This is a genomic window from Citricoccus sp. SGAir0253 (assembly GCF_005877055.1).
Taxonomy (GTDB): Bacteria; Actinomycetota; Actinomycetes; order Actinomycetales; family Micrococcaceae; genus Citricoccus.
Map to the genome: position 1 here is coordinate 2,230,492 of NZ_CP039424.1, position 24,145 is coordinate 2,254,636.

Here is a 24,145-nt window from a genome sequence, read left to right on the forward strand (position 1 = left end):
CGGCGGAATGGCGCCGGCTGGCGCCGACCGGGCCGCAGAGGGTCCGGGAGGAGTGGATCCATGATGCCGTGACAGGCCGGAGCCCGCGAGACCGTCCTCGGTCCGCTCGGTGCCTGGATCCGCACCGTCCGCCGGGGTCCCGCATGAGGAGGGACACCCGGCCGGCGTCAGCCCTGGGCGGGCTCGCCTGCGCGGTGTGCCTCCACCTTAGCACCCGTGGTGTCGACCGGCAGAACGCGGACACGCCACCGCTGCGCGGATCCGCCGAGGGCGGACTCGAGGGCCTCCCGGGCCTCGCCGGCCGCGGCGTCGCCGGCGGCCAGCACCATGACGGTGGGCCCCGCCCCGGACACCACGGCGGCCAGGCCGCGCTCGCGCAGCCGGTGCACGAGCCCCACGGACTCCGGCATGGCCGGCTCCCGGTAGTCCTGGTGCAGCCAGTCGCGCGTGGCCGGCAGCAGCAGGGCCGGGTCGACGGTCAGCGCGTGCACCAGCAGGGCGGTGCGCCCGGCGTTCGCGGCGGCGACCGCGTGCGAGACCTGCGGGGGCAGCAGCCCGCGCGCGGTCTCCGTGCTCAGCGGCTCCTCGGGGATCGCCACGACGGGCACCACGTCCGGGTGCACGTCCATGCGGACGGAGCGGTAGGCCCCCTCCTCCTCCCAGGACACGGACAGCCCGCCCGTCAGCGCCGGCGCCACGTTGTCCGGGTGCCCCTCCAGGGCGCTCGTCGCGTCCAGCAGGCCGGAGGCCGAGGCGCGCTCGGCGGCCGGCAGCAGCGCGTCGGCGGCCAGCACCGCGGTGGCGTGCGCCGCGGCGGAGGAGCCCAGGCCGCGGCCGTGCGGGATGCGGTTGGTGGCGGTGAGCTCGAGCCCCGGCACGTCCCAGCCGCGCGCGGCCAGGTGGTCCCGCAGGGTGGCGATCACCAGGTGGGACCCGTCCGTGGGCACGGATCCGGCGCCCTCGCCCTCCACGCGGGCCGAGAAGCCCGTGGGGACGGTGGTGACGACGACCTCGTCGCGCAGGTCCAGCGCCAGGCCCATCGAGTCGAACCCCGGGCCGAGGTTGGCGGACGTCGCCGGGACGGAGACGCGGACGGTGAGGCCCGCGGGGACGCTCCGCCGCTCGCCGGGGCCGTGCCCGGCCCCGGCGGGGGCCCCGGGGGGCACGGCGGGGCCGGCGGTCCGGGGCTCGGCCGCGGGCATCAGGACAGCCCCAGGGCCTCGGCCACGGCCACGACGTCGAAGGGCACCTTCTGCGGTTCGACCTCCGAGCCGTCGGCGTTGCGCAGGGCCCACTGCGGGTCCTTCAGGCCGTGGCCCGTCACGGTGATGACCCAGCGCTTGCCGGCCGGCACGTTGCCGAGGGCGTGGTGCTTGATCAGGCCGGCGACGCCGGCGGCCGAGGCGGGCTCGACGAACACGCCCTCCTTCGCGGAGAGCCAGCGGTGCGCGGCGAGGATCTCCTCGTCCGTGACCGAGTCGATCATCCCGCCGGACTCGTCGCGGGCGGCCTCGGCCTGCTCCCACGAGGCCGGGTTGCCGATGCGGATGGCCGTGGCCACGGTGTCCGGCTCGGTCACGGGGTGGCCCAGCACGATCGGCGCCGCGCCGGCGGCCTGGAACCCCCACATCACCGGGGTCCGGGTGGCCACGGCCGGCAGCTCGCCGGCGGCCGCGCCGGGGTGCGGGTTGGTGTAGGGCGCCGCGTACTCGCGGTAGCCCTTCCAGTAGGCCGTGATGTTGCCGGCGTTGCCGACGGGCAGCAGGTGGTAGTCCGGGGCGTCGCCGAGGGCGTCGACGACCTCGAAGGCGCCCGTCTTCTGGCCCTCGATACGGTTCGGGTTGACCGAGTTGACCAGGAAGACCGGGTAGTTCTCCGAGAGCTTGCGGGCCACGTCGAGGCAGTTGTCGAAGTTTCCGTCCACCTGCAGCAGGGTGGCGCCGTGGGCGATCGCCTGGGACAGCTTGCCCATCGCGATCTTGCCGTCCGGCACGAGCACCGCGCAGGTCAGCCCGGCCTGGGTGGCGTAGGCGGCGGCCGAGGCCGAGGTGTTGCCCGTGGAGGCGCAGACCACGGCCTTCGCGCCCTGCTCCACGGCAGCGGTGATCGCCATCGTCATCCCCCGGTCCTTGAAGGAGCCGGTGGGGTTCATGCCCTCGAACTTGACCCAGACCTCGCCCTCGACGAGCGCGGACAGCGCGGGCGCCTCGATCAGCGGGGTGCCGCCCTCGCCCAGGGTGACCACCCGGGTGGACTCGCTCACGGGCAGGCGGTCGGCATACTCGCGGATCACTCCGCGCCATTGGTGTGCCACTTCTCGTTCAGTTCCCTTCGACGCGCAGGACGGAGACCACGTCGGTGACCACGTCCAGCTCCTTGATGGCGGTGACGGTGGAGGCGAGGGCGCGCTCCCTCGCCCGGTGGGTGATGATGCGCAGCAGGGACTCGGCCGGCTCGTGGGACGCGGGCACGCCGGTACCCTCGTGGGCGTCGTAGACGGCGTCGTCCTCGGCCAGCGGCACCTGGCGCATGGCCTCGATCGAGACGCCGTGCTCGGCGACGACCGTGGCGATCGCGGCCAGCACGCCCGGCTGGTCGGCCACGCGCAGCACGATCATGTAGCTCGTGGTGGCCTCCCCGACCTCGAGGGCCGGCAAGACGGCCTTCGGGGTGTGCGTGCGCCCCGCGCCCCCGCGCACGAGGCGGCGGGCGATGGAGACGGTGTCCCCCATGACGGCGCTGGCCGTGGGGGCGCCGCCGGCGCCGGGCCCGTAGAACATGAGGTGCCCGGCGTTCTCGGCCTCGACGAACACCGCGTTGTAGGCCCCGTGCACCGCGGCCAGCGGGTGCTCGCGCGGCAGCAGGGTCGGGTGGACGCGCAGCACGGCGCCGTCGGTGCCGTCCTCGGTCCGGATCCGCTCGGCGATGGCCAGCAGCTTGATGACGTGGCCGGCCTCGGCGGCCGCCTCGTTGTCCGCGGCGGTGATCGAGGTGATCCCCTCGCAGTGGACCTGGTCGAGCGAGAAGGGCGCGTGGAAGGCCAGGTTCGCGAGGATCGCGGCCTTGGCGGCGGCGTCGTGGCCCTCGACGTCGGCCGTCGGGTCCGCCTCCGCGTAGCCGAGGCGCTGCGCCTCGGCCAGGGCGTCGGCGAAGGCCGCGCCGGTGGTGTCCATCTGGTCCAGGATGTAGTTGGTGGTGCCGTTGGCGATGCCCATGACCCGGGTGACGCGGTCCCCGGACAGGGAGTCGCGCAGGGGCCGCAGGATCGGGATCGCCCCGCCCACGGACGCCTCGAAGGACAGCTGCGTGCCGGCGTCGGCGGCCGCCCGGAACAGCTCGGAGCCGCTCTGGGCCAGCAGGGCCTTGTTGCCGGTCACCACGGCCGAGCCGTTGGCGATCGCGCGCTCGATGAGCGTCTTGGCCGGCTCGATCCCGCCGAGCAGCTCGATGACGATGTCCGCCCGGTCCACCAGCTGGGCCGCGTCCGCGGTGTACAGCTCGCGGGGCAGCTGGTAGTCGCGCGGGGCGTCCGGGTTCCGCACGAACACGCCGACCAGCTCGAGCCGGGCCCCGATCCGGGCCTCGAGCATCGCGGCGTCCTCGGTGAGGATGCGGGCCACCTGCGACCCGACGTTGCCGGCGCCGAGCAGCGCGACCTTCAGGGACTGGGGGGTGTCGGTCATGGTCCTCCGTTGCGTGGGTGGATGGTGGCGTCAGAGGCCGGTCTCGCGGGCGAAGAGGTCCTCTTCGGTCTCGCGGCGGATGATGACGCGGGCCTGCCCCCCACGCACGGCCACGATGGCCGGGCGGGTGAGCTGGTTGTAGTTGCTGGACAGCGAGTGGCAGTAGGCGCCGGTGGCCGGGACGGCGAGCAGGTCGCCGCGCGCCACGTCCCCGGGCAGGTAGGCGTCGCGCACCACGATGTCGCCGGACTCGCAGTGCTTGCCGACCACGCGGGTCAGCACCGCCGGCTCGGCGGACGTGCGCGAGGCCAGGGCCACCGAGTAGTCGGACTCGTAGAGCACCGGGCGGGCGTTGTCGCTCATCCCGCCGTCCACGGCGACGTAGCGCCGCGGCAGGGTGCCGCCGCCGGCGCCGGCGGGCGCGTCCACGGACACCGTCTTGCGCACCCCGGCCTCGTACAGGGTGAAGGTCGAGGGCCCGGAGATGGCCCGGCCCGGCTCGATCGAGATGCGCGGGCAGGCCAGCCCCAGCCGCTCGCACGCCGCGCGCACCGCGCCGGCCAGCGCGGTGGCGATCTCCGCCGGGGTGCGGGGCTCGTCGGCCGCCGTGTACGCGATGCCGTGCCCGCCGCCGAGGTCGAGCTCGGCCAGCTCCACCCCGTGGGCGTCCCGGATCCCGGCCAGGAAGCCGAGCAGTCGCTCCGCGGCCACGCCGAAGCCCTCGGCCTCGAAGATCTGGGAGCCGATGTGGCAGTGCAGCCCGAGCAGCTCGATCGAGTCCGCCGCGAGGGCGTGGGCGACGGCGGCCGCGGCCGGTGACCCGGCCGTCCCGCCCGCGGCGGGGTCCGCGCCGGCGTCCGGCCCCGCCATCGACAGGCCGAACTTCTGGTCCTCGTGGGCGGTGGCGATGAAGTCGTGGGTGTGCGCGTGCACGCCGGGGGTCAGCCGCAGCATGACGGGGGCGCGCACCCCGGCCTCGGCGGCCAGGGACGCGAGCCGGTCCAGCTCGTCGAGGGAGTCCACGACGATCCGGCCGACGCCGGCCCCCAGGGCGCGGCGCAGCTCGGCGTCCGACTTGTTGTTGCCGTGCAGCCCGATGTGCGCGGGGTCCACGCCCGCGCGCAGCGCCGTGGCCAGCTCGCCGCCGGAGGCCGTGTCCAGCCGCAGCCCCTCCTCGGTGACCCAGCGGGCCGCCGCGGTGCACAGGAAGGACTTGCCCGCGTAGTAGACGTCCACTCCCCCGCACAGCTCGGCGAAGGCGGCGTCGAAGGCCTCCTTGAAGGACCGGGCGCGGGCGCGGAAGTCGTCCTCGTCCAGCACCAGCAGGGGCGTGCCGTACTCGGCCGCGAGCCGGGAGGCGGGGATGCCCTGGACGGCGATCTCGCCGTCGTCGCCACGGGCCACTCCGGCGGCCCACAGCTTGGCCACGAGGGCGTTGGGATCCTCGGGGTAGTCCAGCCACGCCGGCGCGAGCGGGGAGGGCCCGGCGGCGGGGTTCGGCACGGCGGCGGGGTTCGGCACGGCGCCCGCCGTGGCGGGCGCGGAGTCGGCGGTGGTCATGGGGGTCCTCACATCCGGTCGGGGGCGCTGACGCCCAGCAGTCCCAGCCCGTTGGCGAGCACCTGGGCGGTGGCCTCGTTGAGCCACAGCCGCGTGCGGTTGAGGTCGGTGACCTCCCCGCGGGCCTCGCCCGCGGCGTCGCTCGCGACCGGCACGATCCGGCAGGCGCCGTACCAGGCGTGGTACGCCCCGGCGACGACCTCCAGGTGGCGCGCCACGCGGTGCGGCTCGCGGAACTCCGCGGCCTGGGCCACGACGGACGGGAACTCGCCGAGCCGGGCCAGCAGGTCGGACTCGGTCTCGTGCGTGAGCAGCGAGGCGTCGAAGGCGGAGCGGTCCACGCCGGCCGCCTCGGCCGTGCGGGCCGCGCCCCGCGTGCGGGCGTGGGCGTACTGGACGTAGAACACCGGGTTGTCGTTGGTCCGGGAGGTCAGGATCTCGGGGTCGATCGTGATCGGCGAGTCCGCGGGGTAGCGGGCCAGGGAGTACCGCAGCGCGTCGGCGCCGAGCCACTCGACGAGGTCCTTGAGCTCGATGATGTTGCCGGCGCGCTTGGACAGCCGGGCCCCGTTGACGGAGATCAGCTGGCCGATGAGGACCTCGATGTTGCGCTCCGGGTCGTCCCCCGCGCACGCCGCGATGGCCTTGAGCCGGCCCACGTAGCCGTGGTGGTCGGCCCCGAGCAGGTAGATCTTCTCGGTGAAGCCCCGGTCCTTCTTGGACAGGTAGTAGGCGGCGTCGGCCGCGAAGTAGGTCGGCTCGCCGTTGGCCCGGATGAGCACGCGGTCCTTGTCGTCGCCGAAGTCGGTGGTGCGCAGCCACACCGCGCCGTCGCGGTCGTCGATGTGCCCCTGCTCGCGCAGGCGGGCCACGGCGTCCTCGATCGCCCCGGACTCGTGCAGCCGCCGCTCGGAGAACCACACGTCGAAGTCCACGCCGAAGTCCGCGAGCGTGTCCCTGATGTCCCGCATCTGGTGGGCGTAGGCCGACTCCCGGATGACCGGCAGCGCCGCCGTCTCCGTCAGGGTGCGGATGTCCGGGTGGTCCGCGAGCACCTGGGTGGCGAGGTCCTGGATGTACTCGCCGGGGTAGCCGCCCTCCGGCACGGGCAGCCCGTGCAGCCGGTTGTAGACGGAGCGCGCGAACACGTTCATCTGGTTGCCGGCGTCGTTGATGTAGTACTCGGCCGTCAGCTCGGCCCCGGAGGCGCGCAGCAGCCGCGCGATGGCATCGCCGAGCGCGGCCCAGCGGGTGTGCCCGATGTGCAGGGGGCCGGTGGGGTTGGCGGAGACGAACTCCATGTTCACCACGCGGCCGGCCAGGGCGGTGTTGCGCCCGAAGTCGGCGCCCGCCTCGACGACGGTGCGGGCCAGCTCCCCCGCCGCCGCGGCGTCGAGGGTGATGTTGACGAACCCGGGCCCGGCGATCTCCGCGGCGGCGACGCCGGGCACGTCCCCGAGGCGCCGCACGAGGATCGCGGCGAGCTCGCGCGGGGCCATCCCGGCCTTCTTGCCGAGCTGCATGGCCACGTTGGTGGCCCAGTCGCCGTGCTCCCGGTTCCGGGGTCGCTCCACCTTGACCTGGGCCGGGACCTCGACGGCGATCTCGCCGGAGTCGACGGCGTCCTGTAGGCAGGCGGCCAGGGCTGAGGAAAGGTCTTCGGGGGTCACCCGCGACAGTCTAGTGTTCCGCGGGTGGCCCTCGCGAAACGGGGCCGGAGCGTGACCCGACAGGCGATTTCTCCTCCGCGCCGTCCATGCGGTAGGGTTGTCAAGTCCCGACCGGCCCGCCCGGTCGCGAGACCCCCGCCTCCGTAGCTCAGGGGATAGAGCGTCTGCCTCCGGAGCAGAAGGCCGCAGGTTCGAATCCTGCCGGGGGCACCATCTCCTCCCTCGCCCGTTCGGGCACTCCCCCTCCTCGACTCCCTGCCCGGAGTCCGCCGTCGCGCGCTCCGTCCCCGCCGCGTGTCCCGCCCCGTCCGCGGCAACGCCGCCCCGGCCGCCGTCGGGCCCGGCGGCGCCCCCGTCCCGCGGACCGCCGCCGGGCCTGTACGGACGCGGCCCGCCCGGGCAAGGATGGGAGGACGTCCCCGTTCCCGACCGAGGAGTCCCCCATGACGGCACCATCGACGGCGGCCCTGGGCTACCGCACCCAGAACCCGGCCACCGGCGAAGTCCTCCGCGAGTACCCCCACGCCACGGACGAGCAGGTCGAGGCGGCCCTGGCGGCCTCCGCGGCGGCGTTCGCCGACTGGAGCGCCCGTCCCATGGCCGAGCGCGGCGAGATCGTCCGCCACGCCGGCGAGCTGTTCTTCGAGCGGCGCCGGGACCTGGCGCAGATCGCCACGCGGGAGATGGGCAAGCCGGTCCGGGAGGCCGGCGGGGAGGCGAAGTTCTGCGGCCAGATCTTCTCCTACTACGCGGTCGAGGGTCCGGAGCTCGCCGCCGACCAGCTCATCAAGGACATCACCGGCCAGCGGGCCGTCATCCAGCGCCGGCCCATCGGGCCGCTGCTGGGGATCATGCCGTGGAACTACCCCTTCTACCAGGTGGCCCGGTTCGCGGCGCCGAACCTCATGCTCGGCAACACCATCCTGCTCAAGCACGCCGAGATCTGCCCCGGGTCCGCGCTGGCCCTCCAGCAGCTCATGGACGACGCGGGGGTGCCCGCCGGGGTGTACCAGAACCTGTTCGCCACGCACGGGCAGGTCTCCACGATCATCGCCGACGACCGGGTCCAGGGCGTCTCGCTGACCGGCTCGGAGCGGGCCGGGGCGGCGGTGGCCGAGCAGGCCGGCCGGCACCTGAAGAAGGTCGTGCTCGAGCTCGGCGGCTCCGATCCCTACATCGTGCTCTCGGCCGCGGACCCCCGCGCCGCGGCGCGGGAGGCCTTCGCCACCCGGATGGAGAACGCGGGCCAGGCCTGCACCTCGAACAAGCGCATGATCGTCATGGACGACGTCTACGACGAGTTCGTGGCGGAGCTCGCCGAGCGGGCCCGGGCCCTGGCCCCCGGCGACCCCGCGCAGCCCGGCGAGGACACCTACCCGCCGCTGTCCTCGGAGGCGGCGGCCACGGCGCTCGTGGAGCAGATCGAGGACGCGGTGGCCCACGGCGCCACGCTGCACGCCGGCGGCCGGCGCGTGGACGGACCGGGCTACTACGTGGAGCCCGCGGTGCTCACCGGCGTCACCCCCGAGGCCCGGGCGTACCGCGAGGAGCTCTTCGGGCCCGCCGCGGTGGTCTACCGCGTGTCCTCGGACGAGGAGGCCGTGCGGCTGGCCAACGACTCCCCCTACGGCCTCGGCGGCGCGGTGTTCGCCACGGAGCCGGGGCGGGCCGAGCGCGTGGCCGAGCGGCTGCAGGTGGGCATGACGCACGCCAACGCCCCCTCCGCCGAGGGCGCGGACATGCCCTTCGGCGGGGTCAAGCGCTCCGGCTACGGCCGCGAGCTCGGTCCGCTGGGCATGGACGAGTTCGTCAACAAGCGCCTGTACTACGTGCGGGACGGGCACTGAGGGGGCGGCCGTGACGGTCTTCGGGTTCCACGCCAGCCACGAACAGGTCGACCCCCGCCGCCTGCTCGCCGACGTCCAGGCCGCCGAGCGCGCCGGGTTCGGCGCGGCGATGTGCTCCGACCACCTCGCCCCCTGGTCGCGGCGCCAGGGCCACTCCGGCTTCGCGTGGTCCTGGCTCGGCGCGGCCCTGGCCACCACGGGGCTGCGCCTGGGCGTCGTGACCGCGCCGGGCCAGCGCTACCACCCCGCCATCATCGCCCAGGCCTCCGCCACCCTGGCGCAGATGTTCCCGGGCCGGTTCTGGATGGCGCCCGGGTCCGGGGAGAACCTCAACGAGCACGTCACGGGCGAGCCCTGGCCGGACAAGGAGCACCGGCAACGGCGGCTCGAGGAGTCGGTCGAGGTCATCCGCCGCCTGCACCGCGGGGAGACCGTCACCCACCGGGGGCACGTCACGGTGGAGCACGCCCGGGTGTGGGACACGCCGCCGGAGCCGGTGCCGCTCATCGCGCCGGCGATCACCCGACGGACCGCGGTCCGGGCCGCCGGCTGGGCGGACGGGCTGATCACCGTGAACCAGCCGGTGGACACCCTCCGGGAGCTGCTGGACGCCTACCGCTCCCACGGCGGGCGGGGGCCGGCGGCCCTGCAGGTCCACCTGTCCTGGGCTCCCACCCGGCCGGAGGCCGAGCGGATCGCGATGGACCAGTGGCAGTCCAACGTGCTGCCGCCGCCGCGGTGCTGGGACCTAGCGCTGCCGGAGGACTTCGAGGCCGCCACGGCCGGCGCGGGGCCGGAGGACGTGGGCGGCGCGGTGAACGTCTCGGCGGACCTGGACCAGCACGTGGACTGGCTCGCCGAGTACGCGGCCCTGGGCTTCGACGAGGTCTACCTGCACTTCGTCGGCCAGGACCAGGGACCGTTCCTCGAGGCCTTCGGCGCGGCGGTGCTGCCCGTCCTGGCGACGGCCTCGGCGAGCGCGTCCGCGGGGGCGGACGCGGGCGCGTCCACGGGGACCGCCTGGGCACCGCCGGCCGGGGAGCCGGCTCCGTGAGGACCGCGCGGACCTCGGACCTGTGGTGGAAGACGGCGGTCTTCTACTGCCTGGACGTGGAGACGTTCATGGACGCCGACGGCGACGGCGTGGGGGACTTCGTGGGGCTGGCGGAGCGCATCGACTACCTGCAGGAGCTCGGCGTCACGTGCCTGTGGCTCATGCCGTTCTACCCCTCCCCGGGCCGGGACGACGGCTACGACGTCACCGACTTCTACGGCGTGCACCCCCGCCTGGGCGACCACGGCGACCTGGTGGAGTTCCTCCGGGCCGCGCGGGACCGGGGCATGCGCGTGATCGTGGACTTCCTCGTCAACCACACCTCGGACCGGCACCCGTGGTTCCGCTCCGCGCGGCGCTCGCGGGAGTCGCCGTACCGGGACTTCTACGTCTGGCGCGCGGACCCGCCCCCGGACACCTCGGCCCAGGTCGTCTTCCCCGACCAGGAGGACTCGGTCTGGACGCGCGACGAGGCCACCGGGGAGTGGTACCTGCACCGGTTCTACCGCCACCAGCCGGACCTCAACGTGCGCAACCCCCGGGTGCGGACCGAGCTGGCCAAGGCCATGGGCTTCTGGCTCGAGCTGGGCGTGGACGGCTTCCGGATCGATGCCGTGCCCTTCTTCCTGGAGATGACCCCCGCCGGGCCGCGGGACCCGGCGGCCGGCCAGGAGGGCGGGGAGCGTGGGGACGGCGGGCAGGGCGCCAGCGGCGGGACCGGGGACGCGTCCTCCCCCGGGCCGGCGGAGGTGGCCGCGGACCCCCACGAGGTCCTGCGCGACCTGCGCTCCTTCACGCAGCGGCGCAAGGGCGACTCGGTCCTGCTCGGGGAGGTGAACCTGCCGTTCGCGGAACAGCTGCGGTTCTTCGGCGGGGACGAGGGGGACGAGCTGACCATGATGTTCGACTTCATGGTGATGCAGTACGCGTACCTGTCCCTGGCCCGCGGCGACGCCCGTCCGCTGGCGGACACGCTGTCCCGCCGGCCCCGCCTGGACCCGGACAGCCAGTGGGCGACGTTCCTGCGCAACCACGACGAGCTCACCCTGGACAAGCTCTCGGAGGACGAGCGCGCCGAGGTCTTCGCCGCCTTCGGCCCGGACCCCGCCCTGCAGCTCTACGGCCGCGGGCTCAAGCGCCGGCTGCCTCCCATGCTGGGGGGCGATCCGCGCCGGCTGCGGATGGCGTACTCGCTGCTGTTCTCGCTGCCGGGCTCGCCCGTGCTCTTCTACGGCGAGGAGATCGGGATGGGCGAGGACCCGGAGGCCCCGGGGCGGATGGCCGTGCGCACGCCCATGCAGTGGGACGCCGGCCGCAACGGCGGGTTCTCGGCGGCGGCGCCGTCCCGGCTGGCCCGGCGCCCGGTGACGGGGGCCTACGGGCCGGAGCACGTCAACGTCGCGCAGGCGCGGCGGGACCCGGACTCGCTGTACCACCACGTCCGCCGGCTCATCCACGCCTACCGCCGGTCCCCCGAGATCGGCTGGGGCCGGTTCGAGGTCCTGGCCCAGGCCGACGGCGGCACGGCGGTCCTGGCGCACCGGGTCACCTGGTACGGCACCCCGGAGGACGAGGGGCCCGGTCGCGAGCGGCCGGACCCGGAGGAGGTCCCGCTGTCCGCGGTGATGCTGCACAACTTCTCCGCCGAGGCCCAGTCGGTCCGCGTGGACCTGTGCGGGGGCCGGTGGGAGGCCGACCGGATCGCCGGCTGGCCCCTGCACGACCTGCTCGACGGCGAGGACCTGGCCATCGGCGCCGACGGGACCCTCGAGGTGCGCCTGGACGGCTACGGCCACCGGTGGTTCCGCGTGGGCCACCCCGGCGACACGAGGATGGCATGACGACCGCTCCCGGGCCCCCGCCCGCCGTCGGCACTCCCCGGCCGTTCCGCGACCGCGGGGCGGCCCTGGGCTTCATCGTGGCCTGCCAGCGGGACCCGGCCACCGGCACGGCGTTCCTCGGGGAGGAGCCCGCCGGGGTGGAGGCCGAGCTCGAGGGCCTGGCCCAGCCGTGGCTGTCCACGCTGCGCGCCGTCACCGAGGGCGGGCGGCTCCGTGCGGCCATCGCCGTGGAGTGGGACGAGGAGCCCTCGATGGCGTGGCTGCAGGGCCCGTGGGGCCCGGCCGCGGCGGTCCGCGAGCACGGTCCCGCCCTCGTGCGCGCCGCGGCCGGGCAGGTGCCGCCGGGCATCGAGCGGCTGGAGATGTGCGGACACGTGGCCAACACCGCGATGGCGGACCTCGCGCGGCGGCTCGGGTGGAGCGCCACGGAGGTGAGCCTGGCGATGGTCGTGGACGCGGCGGAGGCCGCCCGCTGGCCCGTGCCGGAGCCGCCGCCGGGCGTGTCGGTGCGTCTCGCCGTACCGGCCGACCGGCCGGGGCTCGCCCGGCTGCACGAGCCCGAGTTCGGCCAGGCCTACGCCACCGTGGACCAGTTGCTCACCCGCCACCGCACGGTGGTCGCGGAGGACGGCGCCGGCACGCTGCTCGGCTACGCCGCGGGCCGGATCCAGGACGACGGCCAGGCCTACGTGGACTTCACGGCGGTGGCCCCCGAGGCCCGCCGCGGGGGCGTGGGCCGGTCCGTGGTGACCGCCCTCGTCCGGCAGCTGCTGGCCGAGGGGTCCCCCGGCCACGTCCACCTCACGGTGCGCGAGTCCCGGACCGCCGCACGGTCGCTGTACCGCTCGCTCGGCATGCGGCAGGACGCGGCGCTGCGCGGCTACCGGGGCCCGCGCCCGGCGCCGGCGGGCTCCGGGAGACTGGGACGGGCCTAGGCCCGGGGCGGTCCTAGGCCCGGACGGCGCGCTCGGCGGGCTCCGCGCCGCGGGACACCGCCACGGCCTCGTCGAACTCGGCGTCGATCTCGGGGTCCCGGCGGTGGGTCGCGAGCGAGACCGCGATGCCGGCGACGGCCGCGAGGACGAAGCCGGGCACGATCTCGTAGAGGGCGAAGGTCCCGCCCCACGCCTCGTCCGGCATGTTGCCCCACCAGAACACCACGACGGTGCCGACCACGAGGGCGGTGATCGCACCGGCCGCGTTGAAGCGCCGCCAGAACAGGGACAGGATGACGATCGGCCCGAACGACGCCCCGAAGCCGGCCCACGCGAAGGCGACGAGCTCCAGCACGCTGGACTCCGGGTCCAGGGCGAGCAGCAGGGCGACGACGGAGACCACGACCACGCCGGTCCGTCCCAGCCACAGCCCGGCCCGCGGACTGGCCTCGCGACCCACGAGCTTGTAGAGGTCCTCCACCAGGGCCGAGGAACACACGATCAGCTGCGAGGAGATGGTGGACATGACGGCCGCCAGCACGGCGGCCAGGACCAGGCCGGCCACGAGCGGGTGGAACAGGACCTGGGACAGGGCCAGGAAGACGGTCTCGGGGTCCTCGAGGGTCATCCCCGGGTTCGCCTGGACGTACGCGATGCCGACGAGGGCCGTCATGATCGCCCCGAGGGCGCAGATCGCCATCCAGGCGATGCCGATCCGCCGGCCGACCACGGCGTCCTTCGCCGAGCGCAGGGCCATGAACCGCACGATGATGTGGGGCTGCCCGAAGTAGCCCAGGCCCCAGGCCAGCGCGGAGGCGACGCCGACCACCGTGGCGCCGCCGAGCAGGGACAGGCGGTCGCCGCCGCCGGCGGCGTCGGCGGCCTGGATGGAGGAGACGACCTCGCCCCAGCCGCCGAGGTGGATGATCGCCACGACGGGCACGGCGACCAGGGCGGCCAGCATCATCAGGCCCTGGACCACGTCGGTCAGGGAGGCCCCGAGGAACCCGCCGAAGAGCGTGTAGACGATCGTGATGCCGGCGACCAGGAACATGCCGAACAGGTAGGTGGAGCCGAAGGAGGACTCGAAGAACTTGCCGCCGGAGACCATGCCGGAGGAGACGTAGAAGGTGAAGAAGACGAGGATGACCAGGCCCGCCACGATGCGCAGCACCCGCGTGCGGTCCCGGAAGCGGTTCTCCAGGAACGAGGGGATGGTGATGGAGTTGCGGGCCACCTCGGTGTAGGCACGCAGCCGGGGGGCGACGAACTTCCAGTTCAGCCACGCGCCGACCGTCAGGCCGATCGCGATCCAGGCCTCGACCAGGCCTGCGGCGTAGACGGCACCGGGCAGGCCCAGCAGCAGCCAGCCGGACATGTCCGAGGCCCCGGCCGACAGGGCCGCCACGGAGGGCCGCATCCTGCGCCCGGCCAGCATGTAGTCGTCGAGGTCCGAGTTGTTGCGGGCGGCGTAGAACCCGATGGCCAGCATGGCCGCGAAGTACAGGCCGATCGCGATGATCTTGAAGGTGTAGTCCATGGTCTCCTCGTTTCCGGGACCCGTGCCCCGTCCCGGCAGCGGTCAGGCACCGTCCGGGGAGGCACGGCTCGGGCCCCCGTGGCGGGGTGCCCGGGGTCACCCTGCCACGGGACGGCACGGATCACCAGCCGACGCCCCGGCCGCGCCGTTCCCCGGGCAGGTCCGTCCGCGGGCCTACTGCAGCAGGGTCTTGTCGTCGATCGTGGCGCCCTTGATCTTCTCGAACTCGCCGAGCAGGTCCTTCACGGTGCGCCCGCGCTTCTCCTCCTCGGACAGGTCCAGAATGATCCGGCCCTCGTGCATCATGATCAGCCGATTGCCCACGCGCAGGGCCTGCTCCATGTTGTGGGTGACCATCAGGGTGGTCAGCCCCTTCTCCTCGACGACCTGCCTCGTCAGCCGCGTCACGAGGTCCGCGCGCTGCGGGTCCAGGGCGGCCGTGTGCTCGTCCAGCAGCAGGATCTTCGGGTCCGAGAAGGTGGCCATCAGCAGGCTCAGGGCCTGGCGCTGGCCGCCGGAGAGCAGGCCGACCTTGGCCTTGAGCCGGTTCTCCAGCCCCAGCTCGAGGGTGGCGAGCTCGTCGGCGAACCGGCGCCGCTTGGCCCGCGTGACCCCGAGGGACAGCCGGCGGGACTGCCCGCGGCGGTCCGCGATGGCCATGTTCTCCTCGATCGTCAGGTGCGGCGCCGTGCCGGCCATCGGATCCTGGAACACGCGGCCGACGAAGGCCGCCCGCTGATGGTCCTGCAGCCGGGTGACGTCCCGGCCGTCGATCACCACGGTGCCCTCGTCCGGGGACAGGTCGCCCGAGACGATGTTCAGCACGGTGGACTTGCCGGCGCCGTTGGAGCCGATGACGGTCACGAAGTCGCCCTCGGCCAGGTCCAGGTCCACCCCGCGCAGGGCGCGGCGCTCGTTGACGGTGCCGGCGAAGAAGGTCTTGGAGACGGAGGAAACGGTCAGCATCAGCGCTCTCCCTGCTCGATCGTGGTGGTGGCGGTGCCGGCGCCCGGGGCGCCGGCGGCCAGGGCGGGGGCGCCGGGCGTCTCGTCCACCACGGCCGCCTGGCCCGTGCGGGCCTTGGTGCGACGGCGCCGGCGGAAGAACGGCAGCTGCGGGACGACGAGGGCCAGCACCACGAGGACCGCGGAGATGAGCTTCATGTCGTTCGGGTTCAGCCCCGCCTCGAGGGAGAGCTGGATGACCACGCGGTAGATCACCGAGCCGATGACCACCGCGAGCGCGGCGACGAGGATCGTGCGCGTGCCGAAGATCGCCTGGCCGATGATGACCGAGGCCAGCCCCGCCAGGATCAGGCCGATGCCCATGCCGATGTCGGCGAAGCCCTGGTACTGGGCGATCACCGCGCCGCACATGCCGACGAGCCCGTTGGACAGGGCCAGGCCGAGGATCTTCTGGTTGTCGGTGTTGACGCCGAAGGACCGGATCATCCGCTCGTTGTCGCCCGTGGCCTGCATGGCCAGGCCGGTGTCCGTGTGCAGGAACCACACGAGCACGAGCGCCAGGACGAGGGCGAGCGCCGCGAAGGCGGCGATGCCCAGCGGCCCGCCGAGGACCCCGGCGGTGCGCAGGGGCGTGATGGCGGTCTCCTCGCCGAGCAGCGGGACGTTGGCCTTGCCCATGATGCGCAGGTTGATCGAGTACAGGGCGATCTGGGTGAGGATGCCCGCGAGCAGGCCGTTGATGCGGCCCTTCGTGTTGAGCAGTCCCGTGATGACGCCGGCGATGAGCCCGGCCACGAAGGCCATGACGATCGCGACGAGGGGGTCGATGCCGTTGGTGATCGAGATGGCGGCGACGGCGGCCCCGGTCGTGAACGAACCGTCCACCGTCAGGTCGGGGAAGTCGAGGATGCGGAAGGTCAGGTAGACCCCCAGCGCCATGATGGCGTAGATCAGACCGAGTTCGATGGCGGTCGTCATGGCAGCTCCAATGTGGCTGGATCGGGCGGTGCCGCCCCGGGGTCGCCGGGGCGGCACCGCGAAGGAGTCGAAGGGGACGGGGAGGAGGTTACTCGCCGACAGTGTGGTCGGCCTCGTCCAGCACGGACTGCGGGATCTCCACGCCCATGGACTCGGCCGCGGAGGGGTTGACGTACAGCTCCGGCTCGGTCTGGGTCTCCACCGGCATGGTGGCCGGGTCGGCGCCCTCGGTGAGGATCCGGGCGGCCATGTCCGCGGTCTGCTGGCCCAGCTTCTCGTAGTTCAGGCCGTAGGTGGCCACGGCGCCGCGCTCCACGGAGTCGCCCTCGGCCGCGATGACCGGGACCTGCTCGTTCCGCGCCACGCCGATCAGGGACTCCAGCGCGGAGACCACGGCGTTGTCGGTCGGCACGTAGAACGCGTCCACGTCCAGCGAGTTCGCGGCCTGCTGGACCTCGGAGGAGTTGGAGACGGTCGCCTCGACGATCTCCAGGCCGAGCTCGGAGGCGGCCTCCTTGGCCCAGTCGACCTGGACCTGCGAGTTGACCTCGCCCGAGGAGTAGACCACGCCGACGCGCTTGGCGTCCGGGGCCAGCTCCTTCAGCAGGGACAGCTGCTCCTTGACGGGGTTCGCGTCCGAGGTGCCGGTGACGTTGCCGCCGGGCGCCTCGTTGGAGTCGACGAGCTGGGCGGAGACCGGGTCGGTGACGGCGGTGAACAGGACGGGGACGTCGGTGACCGCCTGGGCCACGGTCTGGGCGGACGGGGTGGCGATGGCCAGGATGAGGTCCTTGTCCGCACCGGCGAAGGTGCCGGCGATCGTGTTGGCCGTGCCCTGGTCGCCCTGGGCGTTCTGCACGTCGAGCTCGGCGTCCAGCCCGGCGTCCTTCAGCCCGTCCTCGAAGCCCTTGAGGGCCGCGTCGAGGGAGGGGTGGGTCACGTACTGGGAGACGCCGATCGAGTACGTCTCGCCGGACGCGCCGGCCCCGTCGGACGCCCCGCCGCCCGCGCCGCCGTCGTTCCCGGAGCCGCCGCAGGCGGTCAGGGCGAGGGCGGAGACGGCCAGGAGGGCCCCGGCGCGGATCCCGGTGCGAGCCTTGTGGGTGCGAATCATCAGGGTGGTCCTTTCCACGATCCGGTCCCGCGGTGGCTGGACGCAGGCTGCGCCGAGGTGGGATGACCGGGGACGTTGGTAGTCAAGAATAGACGTGACGCACAACACAATGCACCATAAGACCTCCTGTCCGTGGAAAATCCGCATCCGCAACGCCGATCCGCAGAACTTCTGCTCGCCCTCGGCCCGGATTCCGGACCCCGCCGGGACGACTCGGCGCTCCCCGGGAGGACCCCGCAGACGATCGGGGCCGCAGGCCCCCCGGCGACTAGACTGTCCGGTGCCATGTCCGACGCCTCCGCCGCCCCCGCCGCGGCCTCCTCCGCGCCCGCTCCCGCCACCGCCCCGCCGGCCTCCGCCGTGCCGCCCGGGGACCGGCGCCCGCGCCTGGAGTACCCGCCCGAGCTGCCGGTCTCGGCCGAGCGGGACACCATCAAGGACGCGATCCGCGGCCACCAGGTCGTCATCGTGGCCGGGGAGACCGGCTCGGGCAAGACCACCCAGCTGCCCAAGATGCTCCTGGAGCTGGCCCAGGACCCGGACGAGCCCGCGGTGTCCGGCACCGGGATGATCGGCCACACCCAGCCGCGGCGGCTCGCCGCCCGCTCCGTCGCCGAGCGCATCGCCCACGAGGTCGGGACCCCCATCGGCACGGACGTCGGCTACCAGGTCCGGTTCACGGCCGAGACCTCGGCGGACACCCGCATCAAGGTGATGACGGACGGCATCCTGCTCGCGGAGATCCAGCACGACCGGCTGCTCTCGCGCTACGCGGCCATCATCATCGACGAGGCCCACGAGCGCAGCCTGAACATCGACGTGCTGTTGGGCTACCTCAAGCGCATCCTGCCCGAGCGGCCGGACCTGCGGGTGGTGATCACCTCCGCGACGATCGACCCGGAGTCCTTCGCGGCGCACTTCGCCGCCCCGCCGGCCGAGGAGGGCGGGGAGCCGGTGCCGGCCCCCGTCATCGAGGTCTCCGGGCGCACCTACCCGGTGGAGGTGCGCTACCGGCCGCTGGACCAGCCCCGCCCGCTGGACGATCCCGAGGACGACGCGGACGACGCCGAGGACGCGCGCGACCCGGTGGACGCGGTGTGCGACGCCGTCGACGAGCTCTCGCGCGAGGCCCCCGGGGACATCCTCGTGTTCTTCTCCGGGGAGCGGGAGATCCGCGACACGGCCGAGGCCCTGGCCCCGCGCGTGGCCGCGAACCGCCGGCTGGCCGGTGCGGAGGTCCTGCCCCTGTACGGCCGGCTCTCCATGGCCGAGCAGCACCGCGTGTTCTCCCCCGGCGGGCGGCGCCGGATCGTGCTGGCCACGAACGTGGCGGAGACGTCCCTGACGGTGCCGGGCATCAAGTACGTGATCGACACCGGCACCGCGCGCATCTCGCGGTACTCGCACCGCACCAAGGTCCAGCGCCTGCCGATCGAGCGGATCAGCCAGGCCAGCGCCAACCAGCGCTCGGGACGGTGCGGGCGCACCTCGGACGGCATCGCCATCCGGCTGTACTCCGAGGAGGACTACCTCTCCCGCCCCGAGTTCACCGACCCGGAGATCCTGCGCACCAACCTCTCCGCGGTCATCCTGCAGATGTGCTCCATGGGCGTGGCCCGCACCCCGGCGGACGTGGGCGACTTCCCCTTCCTGCAGGCCCCGGATCCGCGCCAGGTGGCGGACGGGGCCACCGTGCTGACCGAGCTCGGCGCCCTGGCCAGCGGCCGGCCGGACGCCGCGGGCCGGACCCACCCCAAGGGCACGATCACCCCCGTTGGCCGCAAGCTCGCGCGCCTGCCCGTGGACCCGCGGCTGGGCCGGATGATCGTGGAGGCCGGCGAGCGCGGCTGCGTGCGCGAGGTCATGGTGCTGGCGGCGGCGCTGACCATCCAGGACCCCCGGGAGCGGCCCACCGAGCAGCGCGCCCAGGCGGACGAGCAGCACGCCCGGTTCGCGGACGAGAACTCGGACTTCTCCGCCCTGCTGAACCTGTGGTCCTACCTGCGCACGCAGCAGAAGGAGCTCTCCGGCAACCAGTTCCGCCGGCTGTGCCGGGCCGAGCACATCAACTACCTGCGGGTCCGGGAATGGCAGGACCTGGTCCAGCAGCTGCGCCAGCTGGCGAAGCCCCTGGGCATCTCGGTCTCGCCCGGGCCCGTGGACCCCGTGGGCCAGCACGAGCCGGTGCACCGGTCCCTGCTGGCGGGGCTGCTGTCCCACATCGGGTCCTGGGACGAGCGCAAGCGCGAGTACGCCGGCGCCCGCAACACCCGGTTCGCGGTGTTCCCCGGCTCGGCGCTGTTCCGCAAGCGCCATCCGTTCGTGATGGCCGCCGAGCTCGTGGAGACCTCCCGGCTGTGGGCGCGCATGGTCGCGCGCATCGACCCCGACTGGGCGGTGGAGGCGGCCGGCCCGCTGGCCAAGCGCACCTACAACGAACCGCACTGGTCCCGCCGCTCCGGATCGGTCGTGGCGCGAGAGAAGGTCACCCTCTTCGGCGTCACCCTGGTCCCGGACCGGACCGTCCAGTTCTGGCGGATCGACCCCGTCCTGTCCCGCGAGCTGTTCATCCGGCACGCCCTCGTGGAGGGCGACTGGCGCACCCGGCACCACTTCTTCGCGCGCAACCGCCAGGCGCTCGCGGAGGTCGAGGAGCTGGAGACGCGCCTGCGCCGGAGGGACCTGCGGGTCTCGGACCAGGACCTGTTCGAGTTCTACGACGCGCGGGTGCCCGCCTCGGTGGTCTCGGAGCGGCACTTCGACGCGTGGTGGAAGAAGCAGCGCCACCGCACCCCGGAGCTGCTGGACTTCGACCCGGCGGCGCTGCTGGCCGTGGACGCCCAGGACCTGGACACGGACCAGTTCCCCACCACGTTCCACCACCCCACGGAGGGCGGCGGGGTGGACCTGGAGCTGTCCTATGACTTCAACCCGGCCGCCACCGCGGGCGAGCCGGACGGCATCACGGTCATCATCCCCGTGCTGCTGCTCAACCAGATGGACCCCGAGCGGTTCCGCTGGCTCGTCCCGGGCCTGCGGGTGGAGCTCGTCACGGCGCTGATCCGGTCCCTGCCCAAGGCCGTGCGCAAGACCGTGGTGCCGGCCCCGGACGTGGCGCGCGCCGCCGTCGAGCGCCTCGCCGAGGAGGCCGACCCGCAGCGGGACGACCTGCTGCCCGCGCTGGAGCTGGTCCTGCGCCGGCTGCGCGGGGTCGTCATCCCGCCGGGTTCCTGGGACCTCTCGGCCGTGCCGGCCCACCTCGTGCCCGACTACCGGGTGGTGGACGCCCGGGGCGCCGTCATCGGCGCCGGCCAGGACCTCGCGGCCCTGCAGGACCGCCTCGCCGGGCAGAACCGGACGGCGATCGCCGAGTCCCTCGCCCGCGCCTCCGGTGCGGGCTCGTCCCCGGCTGCCGGCAGGCCCGACGGCGGCGCCCCCTCCCCCGCGGCCCTCGCCGGTGCCCCGGGCACGGCGGGCGACGGCGGCCGCGGCGGGCGCGGTCGCGGACGGGGCGGGGGCCGCGGCGCGGCGGCCGGCCCGGTGCTCGCCGAGCGGCACGGGCTGACGACCTGGGACCTCGGGGACATCCCCCGCAAGCTGGACACGACCGTCTCGGCCGGCTCCGGGACCCAGCGCATCACCGGATACCCGGGCCTCGTGGCGGAGGCGCTGCCGGACGGGTCCCCCGCGGCCGGGCTGATCGTGCACCGCACGGAGCAGGACCAGCACGCCGCGCACCGCGGCGGGGTGGCCGCGCTGCTGCTGGCCCGGCTGCCGAGCCCGCAGCGCTACGTCCTGGACCACCTGGACAACCGGGAGAAGCTGACCTTCACGCAGAACCCCCACGGCTCCGTGGACCAGCTCGTGGCCGACTGCACGCGGGCCGCCGTGGACCGCCTGCTGCCGGAGGAGCTGCCGTACACCGCGGCCGGCTTCGAGGCGCTGTTCGGCACGGTGCGCGCCGAGCTGATCGACACCGTGTTCGCCGTGACGGCGGTGGTCGAGCGCGTGCTCGCCCGCGCCGCACAGGTGCGCCGCCAGCTCAAGGGATCGGTCTCCCTGGCGATGGCCCCGGCGCTGAGCGACATCAAGGCGCAGCTCGAGCAGCTCGTCTTCCCGGGGTTCGTGGCGGCGACCGGCTGGCGCCACCTGCAGCACCTGCCCCGGTACCTGGACGGGATGCTGCGCCGGATCGAGCGGCTCCAGTCCGGTGGGCACGTCCAGCGCGACGCCCGGGACATGGCCGTGGTGCAGTCCCTCGAGGACGACTTCGACGCCGCCGTGGCCGCGCTGCCCGCCGGCCGTCCCGTGCCCCCGGAGCTGGAGGAGGTGCGCTGGCTGCTCGAGGAGCTGCGCGTGGGCCTCTTCGCCCAGGAGCTCGGGACCGCCGTCAGCGTGTCGGAGAAGCGCGTGCGCCAGGCCCTGCGCCGGGCCACCGACTGAGCCGGCGCCGGGCCGGGACCGCCCCGCCGGGGGACCCGTCCGCGGGAGGCGTCAGTCCCCGGGGACGAACTCCCCGTGGCCGGCCACGCGCAGCCCGGCGCGGATCCTCTCGGCCGCCTCGTCCAGGTCCTCCGGCTCGGGGTGGTTGTCCACGTTCGACAGGTCGAAGTCCTCGAGGGAGTTCGAGGGCCAGACGTGGACGTGCAGGTGCGGGATCTCGTAGCCGGCGATCATGAGCCCCGCCCGGTGGGCCTCGAACGCCTCCACCTGGACCGCGCCGATCACCTGGGCGACGCGGACGAGGTGGGCCACCAGTTCCGGGTCCGCCTCCGTCCACTTGTCCACCTCGGCCCGCGGCACCACGAGGGTGTGGCCGGGGGTCATCGGCCCGATGGACAGGAACGCGGCGCACGTCTCGTCCCTCCAGACGAAGCGGCCGGGCAGGTCCCCGTCGAGGATGCGGGTGAAGACGGTGCTCATGGTGTGGTCTCCTTCAGCGGTCGGGGTCGGGGTGGAGCGCGGGGCGACGGGCCGGGCGTCCCCGGCGGGGACGCCGTCGCCGCCGTCCGTACCGCCATCATGCCCCACGGGGCGGTGCTGCCGATCGGCACCGTCCTCCTGGTCGGCACCGTCCTCCTGGTCGGCACCGTCCTGCCGGGCCGTCCGGCGCGGACGGATGCCGTCGCGCGCGAGGGCCGCCTCGACTGCGCCGCGCGGCACGGGCAGCGGTCCCCGCGGGGCGGGTGTCACGGCCGGTCCCCGGTGGCCACGGGCCGGCCGGGGGTGTTGGACCAGGCCGACCAGGATCCCGGGTACAACGCCGCCTCGTAGCCGGCCACCTGCAGGGCGGCCACCTCGTGGGCCGCCGTCACGCCGGAGCCGCAGTAGGCGCCCACGGGGACCCCGCCGTCGGCGCCGAGGGCACGGAACCGGGCGGCCAGCTCCTCGGCCGGCCGGAAGCGTCCCCGCGCGTCCACGTTCTCGCTCGTGGGGGCGCTCACCGCGCCGGGGATGTGCCCGGCCCGCGGGTCCAGGGGCTCCTCGTCGCCGCGGTAGCGCGCCGCGGCCCGGGCGTCCAGCAGCAGGCCGTCGCCGGGCAGGGCCGCCGCGGCGTCCATGTCCAGCACGGGCATCCGCCCCCACGAGGTGCGGGCCGTGCCGGGCACGGGGATCACGTCCCCGGCCTGCAGCGGCAGCCCGGCCTGGCGCCACGCCGCGAGGCCGCCGTCGAGCAGGAAGGTGCGCTCGATCCCGGCGTGGCGCAGCAGCCACCAGGCGCGCGCCGCGGAGGTGCCCTGGGCGTCGTCGTAGACCACCACGGTGTCGCCGTCGTCGATGCCCAGCATGCGCACGGTCTCCCCGAAGCGGTCCGGGTCCGGCAGCGGGTGCCGGCCCTCGCGCGGGCCGCCGTGGCCGGAGAGCTGGCCGTCCATGCTCACGTACACGGCCCCGGGCAGGTGGCCGCACAGGTACTCGGCGTGCCCGGAGCCGCCGCCCAGGGCGGTCCAGCGCACGTCGAGCAGCTTCAGTGCCTCCGGTCCGGGCGCCGGTTCGGCGGGCACGAACCCCGTCCGGGGGGACCCACCGCCGGCGGGGGCCTGCCCCTGCCAGGCGGCGACGGTCGCGGCGTCCACGAGCACGGGCGCGGCCCCGGTCAGCCGATCCACGTGCTCTCCCCCTCCTCCAGCACGGTCAGCACGGCACCGTAGCGCTCGGCGAAGGTGCCCGCGTGGCCGCGGTACATCGGCAGCCCGCGGCCGTTGAGCAGGCCGTCGTGGACGGGCACGGCCTGCCGCGGGCGGACGGCCGTGATGAAGTCGACCATCTCCGCGAGCTTGGACCACGGGGCACTCAGCGGGACCAGGAGGGTGTCCGGCGGCGGGCCGGCGGGCACCACGTAGCTGTCCCCGGGGTGGTAGACGAGCCCGTCCACGAGGTACCCGGTGTTGGCGACCACGGGGATCTGCGGGTGGATCACCGCGTGCTGGCCGCCCAGGGTGCGCACGGCGAAGCCCGCCGTCTCGAACTCCTCGCCCGGACCGGTGGCGATGACCCGCCCCGCGTCCACGCCCGCCGCGCCGGCGGCGGAGGCGAGCCGGGCGGCCGCGGCGGCGGGGGCGCGCACCGTGACGGCCGGGTGGGCGGCGAGGTGCGCGAGCACGGGGCCGTCGTCCAGGTGGTCGGCGTGCTCGTGGGTGACGAGCACGTGCTCCACGCCCTCCAGGGCCGCGGGGACGTCCGTGAAGGTCCCCGGATCGATCACCAGCCGCCGGCCGTCCTTCTCCAGGCGCACGCACGCGTGGCCGAACTTCGTCAGCGAGATCTGGGAATGCACCCGTCCAGCGTAGCCCCGACCGCCACGCCCCGGCAGCACCCCCGACGGCCCGGGCGCCCGACGCCCCGGGTCAGGAGCCGGTCGGCCCCCCACCGGGACGTGACCGGGATCCGGTCCGGCCGCGGTCGATCCTCGATGACGGCCCGGCCAGGGCCAGGCCGGGCGCGAGCGCCCGCGGCC

17 protein-coding genes and 1 tRNA gene are annotated in these 24,145 nt (G+C 74.4%); 6 read left to right on the forward strand and 12 right to left on the reverse strand.

The features are described from left to right. Positions 1 to 167: 167 nt before the first annotated feature. From thrB to argS, 5 genes are read right to left on the reverse strand one after another with little or no spacing between them, the layout of a single operon-like run. A complete protein-coding gene (thrB, locus tag E7744_RS09835) occupies positions 168 to 1,202 on the reverse strand; it encodes a homoserine kinase (protein ID WP_137773957.1) in 1,035 nt (344 codons plus the stop codon). Further along, positions 1,202 to 2,314 (reverse strand): threonine synthase, encoded by a 1,113-nt coding sequence (gene thrC / locus E7744_RS09840; protein ID WP_137773958.1) that lies wholly within the window; start codon positions 2,312 to 2,314, stop codon positions 1,202 to 1,204. Before thrC ends, thrB begins: the two co-directional genes overlap by 1 nt. Before the next feature lie 7 nt (positions 2,315 to 2,321). Further along, entirely contained in the window at positions 2,322 to 3,683 is a 1,362-nt protein-coding gene (locus E7744_RS09845) for a homoserine dehydrogenase (RefSeq protein WP_137773959.1), read from the reverse strand. A 30-nt stretch (positions 3,684 to 3,713) separates the two neighbouring features. Further along, entirely contained in the window at positions 3,714 to 5,243 is a 1,530-nt protein-coding gene (lysA, locus tag E7744_RS09850; protein WP_246858393.1) for a diaminopimelate decarboxylase, read from the reverse strand. Positions 5,244 to 5,251: 8 nt separating this feature from the next. Then, on the reverse strand, positions 5,252 to 6,913 hold the full coding sequence (argS, locus tag E7744_RS09855) for an arginine--tRNA ligase (RefSeq protein ID WP_168199794.1): 1,662 nt from the start codon (positions 6,911 to 6,913) through the stop codon (positions 5,252 to 5,254). Between the two features lie 137 nt (positions 6,914 to 7,050). Between argS and E7744_RS09860 the strand changes: the two genes are divergently transcribed. From E7744_RS09860 to E7744_RS09880, 5 genes are all read left to right on the forward strand, one after another. Next, positions 7,051 to 7,126, forward strand: a tRNA-Arg gene (locus E7744_RS09860). Between the two features lie 230 nt (positions 7,127 to 7,356). Then, positions 7,357 to 8,760, forward strand: a complete 1,404-nt coding sequence (locus E7744_RS09865) for an NAD-dependent succinate-semialdehyde dehydrogenase (RefSeq protein ID WP_137773960.1) — start codon at positions 7,357 to 7,359, stop codon at positions 8,758 to 8,760. Positions 8,761 to 8,770: 10 nt separating this feature from the next. Continuing rightward, the gene (locus E7744_RS09870; RefSeq protein WP_137773961.1) at positions 8,771 to 9,814 is read left to right on the forward strand and encodes a TIGR03885 family FMN-dependent LLM class oxidoreductase; all 1,044 of its coding nucleotides are present in this window, start codon (positions 8,771 to 8,773) and stop codon (positions 9,812 to 9,814) included. Further along, a complete protein-coding gene (locus E7744_RS09875) occupies positions 9,811 to 11,655 on the forward strand; it encodes an alpha-amylase family protein (protein ID WP_137773962.1) in 1,845 nt (614 codons plus the stop codon). The genes E7744_RS09870 and E7744_RS09875 overlap by 4 nt, the downstream gene beginning before the upstream one ends. Continuing rightward, positions 11,652 to 12,590, forward strand: coding sequence for a GNAT family N-acetyltransferase (locus E7744_RS09880; RefSeq protein WP_137773963.1), 939 nt, complete (start codon positions 11,652 to 11,654; stop codon positions 12,588 to 12,590). Before E7744_RS09875 ends, E7744_RS09880 begins: the two co-directional genes overlap by 4 nt. Before the next feature lie 13 nt (positions 12,591 to 12,603). Here E7744_RS09880 and putP read toward each other — a convergent pair whose 3' ends face one another. The 4 genes from putP to E7744_RS09900 all read right to left on the reverse strand — a co-directional run bounded on the left by putP (position 12,604) and on the right by E7744_RS09900 (position 17,187). Further along, positions 12,604 to 14,130 carry a sodium/proline symporter PutP gene (gene putP, locus E7744_RS09885; protein WP_137773964.1) on the reverse strand — a complete coding sequence of 509 codons (1,527 nt, stop codon included), beginning with the start codon at positions 14,128 to 14,130 and terminating at the stop codon, positions 12,604 to 12,606. A gap of 174 nt (positions 14,131 to 14,304) precedes the next feature. Further along, a complete protein-coding gene (locus E7744_RS09890; protein ID WP_137773965.1) occupies positions 14,305 to 15,096 on the reverse strand; it encodes an ABC transporter ATP-binding protein in 792 nt (263 codons plus the stop codon). Continuing rightward, a complete protein-coding gene (locus E7744_RS09895; protein ID WP_137773966.1) occupies positions 15,096 to 16,073 on the reverse strand; it encodes an ABC transporter permease in 978 nt (325 codons plus the stop codon). The genes E7744_RS09890 and E7744_RS09895 overlap by 1 nt, the downstream gene beginning before the upstream one ends. An 88-nt stretch (positions 16,074 to 16,161) precedes the next feature. After that, positions 16,162 to 17,187 carry an ABC transporter substrate-binding protein gene (locus E7744_RS09900; RefSeq protein ID WP_137773967.1) on the reverse strand — a complete coding sequence of 342 codons (1,026 nt, stop codon included), beginning with the start codon at positions 17,185 to 17,187 and terminating at the stop codon, positions 16,162 to 16,164. Positions 17,188 to 17,472: 285 nt separating this feature from the next. Between E7744_RS09900 and hrpA the strand changes: the two genes are divergently transcribed. Continuing rightward, positions 17,473 to 21,630: an ATP-dependent RNA helicase HrpA gene (gene hrpA, locus E7744_RS09905; protein WP_137773968.1), complete on the forward strand. Its 4,158-nt coding sequence runs from the start codon at positions 17,473 to 17,475 to the stop codon at positions 21,628 to 21,630. Between the two features lie 51 nt (positions 21,631 to 21,681). Here hrpA and E7744_RS09910 read toward each other — a convergent pair whose 3' ends face one another. From E7744_RS09910 to E7744_RS09920, 3 genes are all read right to left on the reverse strand, one after another. Then, positions 21,682 to 22,110 (reverse strand): HIT family protein, encoded by a 429-nt coding sequence (locus E7744_RS09910; RefSeq protein ID WP_137774980.1) that lies wholly within the window; start codon positions 22,108 to 22,110, stop codon positions 21,682 to 21,684. 266 nt (positions 22,111 to 22,376) lie between these two features. Continuing rightward, on the reverse strand, positions 22,377 to 23,297 hold the full coding sequence (locus tag E7744_RS09915) for a sulfurtransferase (protein ID WP_137773969.1): 921 nt from the start codon (positions 23,295 to 23,297) through the stop codon (positions 22,377 to 22,379). Further along, positions 23,285 to 23,965: an MBL fold metallo-hydrolase gene (locus E7744_RS09920; protein ID WP_137773970.1), complete on the reverse strand. Its 681-nt coding sequence runs from the start codon at positions 23,963 to 23,965 to the stop codon at positions 23,285 to 23,287. Before E7744_RS09920 ends, E7744_RS09915 begins: the two co-directional genes overlap by 13 nt. Positions 23,966 to 24,145 lie beyond the last annotated feature (180 nt).